The sequence below is a fragment of the Arthrobacter sp. 2762 genome (genome assembly GCF_040548745.1).
GTDB lineage: Bacteria > Actinomycetota > Actinomycetes > Actinomycetales > Micrococcaceae > Arthrobacter.
In genome coordinates, this window is record NZ_JBEPSI010000004.1 from 413,565 (window position 1) to 419,717 (window position 6,153).

Here is a 6,153-nt window from a genome sequence, read left to right on the forward strand (position 1 = left end):
TAGCCTGCAGGGTCCGTAAGAATGACAGGGCCGGGCAGCAACAGTAAACATCCGTCGCAGAGGTCGTTGGGGAAGACGTACCTACAGCTATGGAGGATGGAATGTCTGTTGCAACAACCCGCGGTGTCCTTTTCGTGCACTCGGCCCCTACGGCATTGTGCCCGCACGTTGAATGGGCCATCGGATCGGTCGTGGACAAGCGGACCGATCTTGAGTGGACCCCTCAGCCAGCTGCGCCCGGAATGTTCCGTGCCGAACTGTCCTGGACAGGTACGCCCGGCACCGGCGCCCAGTTGGCGTCTGCTCTTCGGGGTTGGGCACATTTGCGGTACGAGGTTACTGAAGAACCGAGCCAAGGCGTGGATGGCGCACGGTGGTCGCACACTCCGGAATTGGGAATCTTCCATGCTGTCACGGATGTGCACGGCAACATCATGGTCAGTGAGGACCGCATCCGCTATGCCTATGAGTCAGGAGCCGGAGATCCATCGGCCGTTTACCATGAGCTGTCGTTGGCCCTGGGCGAAGCCTGGGACGAGGAACTGGAGCCCTTCCGCCACGCAGCTGAGGGCGCCCCGGTCCGCTGGCTGCATCAAGTCGGGTAGCAGCAACTCCTGACCGCCAAAACATTCCCATAGCAACAGCGAAGGGCCCACCTGATGGTGGGCCCTTCGCTTCTCTTCACCTCACGGCATCCGGCGAACGCAGGTCTTAGACGTTGCGGACGGCGATGACAGCGTTGTGTCCGCCAAAGCCGAAGGAGTTGCTCAGTGCGACGATGTCGCCCGAAGGCAGGTCACGGGCGGAGGTTACGACGTCGAGGGGGATCTCGGGATCCTGGTTCTCGAGGTTAATGGTGACAGGTGCCTTGCGCTCATAGACAGCCAGAACGGTGAGGACAGCCTCTACAGCCCCGGACGCACCCAGGAGGTGGCCCATCTGGGACTTGGTGGCAGATACCGCCACGCTGTCCACGTGAGCCCCCAGGGCGGCACGCAGGGCCGTGTACTCGGGCCTGTCACCTACTGGAGTGGAGGTGGCGTGGGCATTGACGTGGACTACGTCCTCCGCTTGGATCCTGCCGTCAAACATTGCGGCCTTGAGTGCCCGGGTGGCGCCGAGACCTTCGGGATCCGGGGCTGTGATGTGGTAGGCGTCAGCCGTTACAGAAGTTCCGGCAAGCTCAGCATAGATGCGGGCGCCGCGGGCGATCGCGTGCTCTTCTGCTTCAAGTACCAGGGCGCCGGCACCCTCACCCATGACAAAGCCGTCGCGGTCGATGTCGTACGGGCGGGAAGCGCCCTGGGGGTCGTCATTGCGGCGCGAGAGCGCCTGCATTGACGAGAAAGCCGCCAAGGGCATCGGGTGAATGGCGGCTTCGGCTCCACCGCACATGACGACATCGGCCTTGCCGGAACGGATCAGGTCCAAGCCGAGGTGCAGGGCTTCAGTACCGGACGCGCAGGCTGAAACTGGAGTATGGGCTCCGGCCCGGGCGCCGAGGTCAAGGCTGACGGCAGCGGCTACGCCATTGGGCATAAGCATGGGAACGGTCATAGGCAGGACCCTCCTGGGACCCTTGTCCCTGAGCGTGTCCCATGCATCAAGGAGCGTCCATACGCCGCCGATGCCCGTGGCAAACGCCACCGCCAAGCGGTCGTGGTCGATGTCCTCGATGCCCGAGTCAGCCCAGGCCTCCCGGGCGGCGATGACACCAAACTGCGTGGACGGGTCCATACGCTTGGCTTCCACCCGGCTCAGGACTTCCAGGGCCGGCGTCGAGCACCGGGCAGCAAAGTGGACGGGGAGGTCGTACTTGGCCACCCACTCGTCTTCGAGCGTGCGGGCACCTGAGACCCCTTTCAGCGCGTTCTGCCACATTGTGGGGACGTCGCCGCCGATGGGAGTGGTGGCCCCCAGACCGGTTATGACTACTTTGCGTGCCATGCGATCACTCTCTGTCGGATCAGCCGGCCATCTGCAGTTTTTGCAGGGGCGGCAGGAAAAACTTTGGGCGTTACTGCGGCTGTGCCGGGCACAGGATCAAGCATCCTGGCCCGGCACAGCTGGTACCAGGCTTAGGCCTGGGCGTTTGCGATGAAGCTGACGGCGTCGCCGACGGTCTTAAGGTTCTTGACCTCTTCGTCCGGGATGCGTACGCCGAACTTCTCTTCGGCGTTCACGACGATGGTCATCATGGAGATGGAGTCGATGTCCAGGTCCTCGGTGAAGGACTTGTCCAGCTCGACGGCTTCGGTAGCCAGGCCCGTTTCTTCGTTGACGATTTCAGCCAGGCCGGCCAGGATTTCTTCGTTGCTAGCCATTGTTGGCTCCTTTTCTTGTTGTGCCGGCTATGCCGGAAAGGGGGCAAACCGCGGTTACGGTTTGGGTTTGTAAGTCATATTCAGTTGGCTGGAGGCCACGGGGCCAGTCCAGGTCTATGGCAGAACGATAACCTGGGCGCCAAACACCAATCCGGCGCCGAAACCGATCTGCAATGCCAGCCCACCGCTGAGTTCAGGGTTCTCCTGAAGCAGACGGTGCGTGGCCAGGGGGATGGAAGCAGCTGACGTATTGCCGGCTTGGGCGATGTCGCGGCCAATCAGGACTGTCTCGGGAAGCTTCAGCTTCTTCACCATCTCATCGATGATGCGCATGTTCGCCTGGTGGGGAACAAAAGCGGCGAGGTCGCTGGCTTCGATGCCGGCAGCGTCGAGAGCTTGCTGGGCCACCTTCGCCATTTCCCACACGGCCCAACGGAAAACAGTCTGGCCGTCCTGACGCAGCGTAGGCCAAACATCCTGTGTTGCAGAGATGATTGCGAGGTCATCTGTTTCGTCGGAGTGGCGAGCCGATTCACCCAGCTTTTTGACGTCTTCCAAAGAGTGGGTCATTCCGATCGCGTCCCACTTGCTGCCATCCGAGCCCCACACTGAAGGTCCGATGCCGGGAGTGTCAGAAGGTCCCACCACTACTGCCCCAGCGCCGTCGCCGAGCAGGAACGAGATGGTGCGTTCGTGGTTGTCGATGACATCGGAGAGTTTCTCGGCACCAACCACCAGAACATATTCGGCAGAACCGGAGCGTACCAGCGCATCTGCCTGGGCCACGCCGTAGCAGTACCCCGCACAGGCGGCGGAGATGTCGAACGCGGGTGCCGGCGTCGCGCCCAAACGCTCCGTAAGGGCAGCGGCTGCCGATGGCGTTGCGTAGGGGTGGGTCACGGTGGACACGATGACCGCACCCAGCTGGGATGGTTCGATCCCGGCCTGCTGGATGGCTTCTCGGGCGGCACCTTCGGCCATGTCGATGACGCTGACGTCAGCGGCCGCGCGGTGGCGGGTGATGATGCCGGTGCGCTGCCGGATCCATTCATCCGAGGAATCGATCCACTGGCAGACGTCGTCGTTGGTGACGATGACATCGGGACGGTAGGCGCCGATGCCCAGGATGCGGGCATTCTCGTTGACCGTCGCTTTGTTGAGTACGGGGGTGCTCACGCTTGTCCCTCCAATTCGGCGAAAAGTGCCAGGGCCGCGGACAAATCATCCGGGGTTTTGACAGCAACTGTCTTGACCCCTGGCATTCCACGCTTGGCCAAACCAGCGAGCGTGCCGGCGGGAGCCAGTTCGATCACACCGGTAACTCCGCGGGCCGAGAGGTTCTCCATGCACCGGTCCCACCGGACGGGCCTGGAGACCTGCGCAATCATGCTGTCGACGGCGGCAGAACCTGCCGTAACTTCCTTGCCGTCATAGTTGGACAGCAGGGGGACAGTCGGGTCCTGCGGCGACAACGAAGGCTTCAGGGCTTCCAGTGCGCTGACGGCGGGAGCCATGTGCGAGGTGTGGAAGGCGCCGGCAACCTTCAGGGGAATGACGCGTGCCTTGGCCGGCGGGTTGTCCGCCAAGGCCTTAAGCTGCTCGAACGTTCCTGCGGCCACTGTCTGGCCGGCTCCGTTCACATTGGCGGGAGTGGCGCCCGATGCCTCGATGGCGGCCAGGACCTCCGCGGGGTCGCCACCGACGACGGCACTCATGCCTGTGGGGGTTACCGCCGCTGCGGCAGCCATACTGTTGGCCCGCTCGCGGACGAAGGTCATGGCTTCCTGCTCAGTGAGGACGCCGGCAAGGGCTGAAGCCGTGATTTCACCGACGGAGTGCCCTGCGAGGACAACCGGAAGTGTGTTGAGTTCGACGTCGAACAAAGACTTGGCTGCCACCAAGCCCGCGGCCACGATCAGGGGTTGGGCCACTGCGGTGTCTTTGATGGTTTCTTCATCAGACGTGGTTCCGTGGGCCTTGAGGTCGATGCCTGCGATCTCGCTCAGGGTGGCCAATTGGCCTTCGACGGAGGGGAGTTCCAGCCAAGGGGCCAAAAATCCAGGGGTCTGGGAGCCCTGTCCAGGGCAGACGATTGCAAGCACGTATCCAGCTTTCCAAATTGCCACGTGATCCACTGGTGTTTTCGTACACCAAGCTCACTGGGTCAGTTTGTAGGAAGTCTACAACGGTTCAGTTCTGTGAACGCGATGCGTGACGCTCGGGGGCGGCTTTGGGCTGGGCCGAAAGCCGGCCCACCACCAAGGCAGTTTGAAGTACGAAAGCTTCCCGTGGGAGGAGCGGATCCCAGCCTGTCACATCGCAGACACGCTTCAAACGGTAGCGCACAGTGTTGGCATGGACGAACAATTCACGCGCTGTGGCCTCCAATGAATGTCCCAACTCGAGGTAGGTTCCCAAGGTTTCCACCAAGCCGTTTGAGGCCGCCAGGAGGGGGCGGTAAATATTCTTGATGAGTGAACGCCGGGCCGCATCATCCCCGGAAACAACGCGTTCCGGGAGCAGATCGTCCGCTGCAACAGGTCGCGGCGCCGAGGGCCAGGCGCGGGCGGCGGTAAGGCCAGCGAAGGCGGCTTGGGCCGAAGTGCTGGCTTCCAGCAACGAGCCGGCCTCCGGGCCGTAGACAACGGGGCCCGGCGCAAACAATTCACTGAGTTTTATGTACGCCGTATCGCGGTCCTGGACCCCGCCGAGGATGAGGATGAGGCGGTCACCCTGGATTCCTACAAGCGCGTCTTCCGCGAAACGGCCGGCAGTTCGCCGTAAGTCGCTGACGTAGCTGGCACTGGGCTCCGATGGCGAGTTGCCCACCATGACGGTGAAGCGCTCCTGCGCTTTCCAGCCCAGGGCGGCGATCCTTGAGCGAAGGGCGTCCGTGTTTTCGCCCCGCAGGATTGCGTCCACAATCAACGCCTCAAGCCGGGTGTCCCAGGATCCCCGTGATTCCGCTGCGCGGGCATAGACGTCCGCGGCCGCGAAAGCCACTTCGCGGGAGTAGCGAAGCACCGCCTCGCGCAGCGAAGGCTGGTCCGATTCAGGGGCGATCACAGGAACCTGGTCTTCGACGACCTCCACCACAATCCGGATCAACTGCAAGGCCTTCTGCAGGCTGATGGAGCGGGTCAGTTCAGTGGGCGCATTACCAAAGACGTCGGTCAGGATCCACGACGGCGAACTGGGGCGCTCATACCAGGTCACGAACGCGGCAATGCCATTTTGGGCCACGAGCCCCAAAGCGGAGCGTTCATCAGAGCTCAGCCGGCCGTACCAAGGCAGCGATTTCTCAAGCTGCCGCATGGTGCTGGTGGACAATTGCCCCACATTTGCACGGAGCTGCCGCAGGGTCTCCGCCTTTTCCGGCGACAATGCCTGGGTTGCTGCTTTGCGCTTTGTAGTGATTTTGCTGGGCTCTGCCATGGAACGAGCATACGGTGCATCTCAGGCAAGCTCCATTTGTGCGAAGGCTACAACTTATGTTGTCGCTGGTCACGTCATGTTGAGCGGTGAAAAGCCTTTGTTAAATGCCCGACGGCGGCCCCCACCTTCCGATGGAAGCCGCCGTCGCGGTTACTGCTTGAGTTGGTACAACCTGGACTGTTGCCCGGGTTGTCCTTCGGTTCCTGGCTTGTCAGGCGTCGCCGCCTGCTCCGCCGGTGGTGCCGGCGTTCACATCCAGTAGCCGGTACTTATCGATGGCCTTTTCCAGTGCACCTTCTTCGACTTCTCCCTTGGCGGCGAGGAGTTGGAGGGTTTTGGCGACGATGGAGTGGGTGTCGTTTTTGAAGTAGCGGCGGGCGGCTTGGCGGGTGTC

The 6,153-nt window shown here is 62.3% G+C and carries 7 protein-coding genes; 1 reads left to right on the forward strand and 6 read right to left on the reverse strand.

The genetic code is table 11. From position 1 onward, the window contains the following. Positions 1-101: 101 nt before the first annotated feature. On the forward strand, positions 102-605 hold the full coding sequence (locus ABIE18_RS10460) for a DUF3145 domain-containing protein (protein ID WP_216923837.1): 504 nt from the start codon (positions 102-104) through the stop codon (positions 603-605). Between the two features lie 106 nt (positions 606-711). On the opposite strand, the gene ABIE18_RS10465 is transcribed toward ABIE18_RS10460, so the two are convergent. From ABIE18_RS10465 to ABIE18_RS10490, 6 genes are all read right to left on the reverse strand, one after another. Then, positions 712-1,947, reverse strand: a complete 1,236-nt coding sequence (locus ABIE18_RS10465; RefSeq protein ID WP_499722630.1) for a beta-ketoacyl-[acyl-carrier-protein] synthase family protein — start codon at positions 1,945-1,947, stop codon at positions 712-714. A 131-nt stretch (positions 1,948-2,078) separates the two neighbouring features. Continuing rightward, positions 2,079-2,324 (reverse strand): acyl carrier protein, encoded by a 246-nt coding sequence (locus tag ABIE18_RS10470; protein ID WP_011692310.1) that lies wholly within the window; start codon positions 2,322-2,324, stop codon positions 2,079-2,081. Positions 2,325-2,438: 114 nt separating this feature from the next. Next, the gene (locus ABIE18_RS10475) at positions 2,439-3,500 is read right to left on the reverse strand and encodes a beta-ketoacyl-ACP synthase III (protein ID WP_499722631.1); all 1,062 of its coding nucleotides are present in this window, start codon (positions 3,498-3,500) and stop codon (positions 2,439-2,441) included. Then, positions 3,497-4,426, reverse strand: a complete 930-nt coding sequence (locus ABIE18_RS10480; RefSeq protein ID WP_499722633.1) for an ACP S-malonyltransferase — start codon at positions 4,424-4,426, stop codon at positions 3,497-3,499. The genes ABIE18_RS10475 and ABIE18_RS10480 overlap by 4 nt, the downstream gene beginning before the upstream one ends. Positions 4,427-4,514: 88 nt before the next feature. Then, positions 4,515-5,759 (reverse strand): PucR family transcriptional regulator, encoded by a 1,245-nt coding sequence (locus ABIE18_RS10485; protein ID WP_431115513.1) that lies wholly within the window; start codon positions 5,757-5,759, stop codon positions 4,515-4,517. Positions 5,760-5,970: 211 nt separating this feature from the next. Beyond that, a partial coding sequence (locus ABIE18_RS10490) for a hypothetical protein (RefSeq protein ID WP_499722634.1) occupies positions 5,971-6,153 on the reverse strand: 183 nt, incomplete at its 5' end.

Coding starts and splice junctions, on each gene's coding strand:
- ABIE18_RS10485 (WP_431115513.1), bottom strand. CDS start 5,759: ATGGCAGAGCCCAGCAAAATCACTACAAAGCGCAAAGCAGCAACCCAG.
- ABIE18_RS10460 (WP_216923837.1), top strand. CDS start 102: ATGTCTGTTGCAACAACCCGCGGTGTCCTTTTCGTGCACTCGGCCCCT.
- ABIE18_RS10470 (WP_011692310.1), bottom strand. CDS start 2,324: ATGGCTAGCAACGAAGAAATCCTGGCCGGCCTGGCTGAAATCGTCAAC.
- ABIE18_RS10465 (WP_499722630.1), bottom strand. CDS start 1,947: ATGGCACGCAAAGTAGTCATAACCGGTCTGGGGGCCACCACTCCCATC.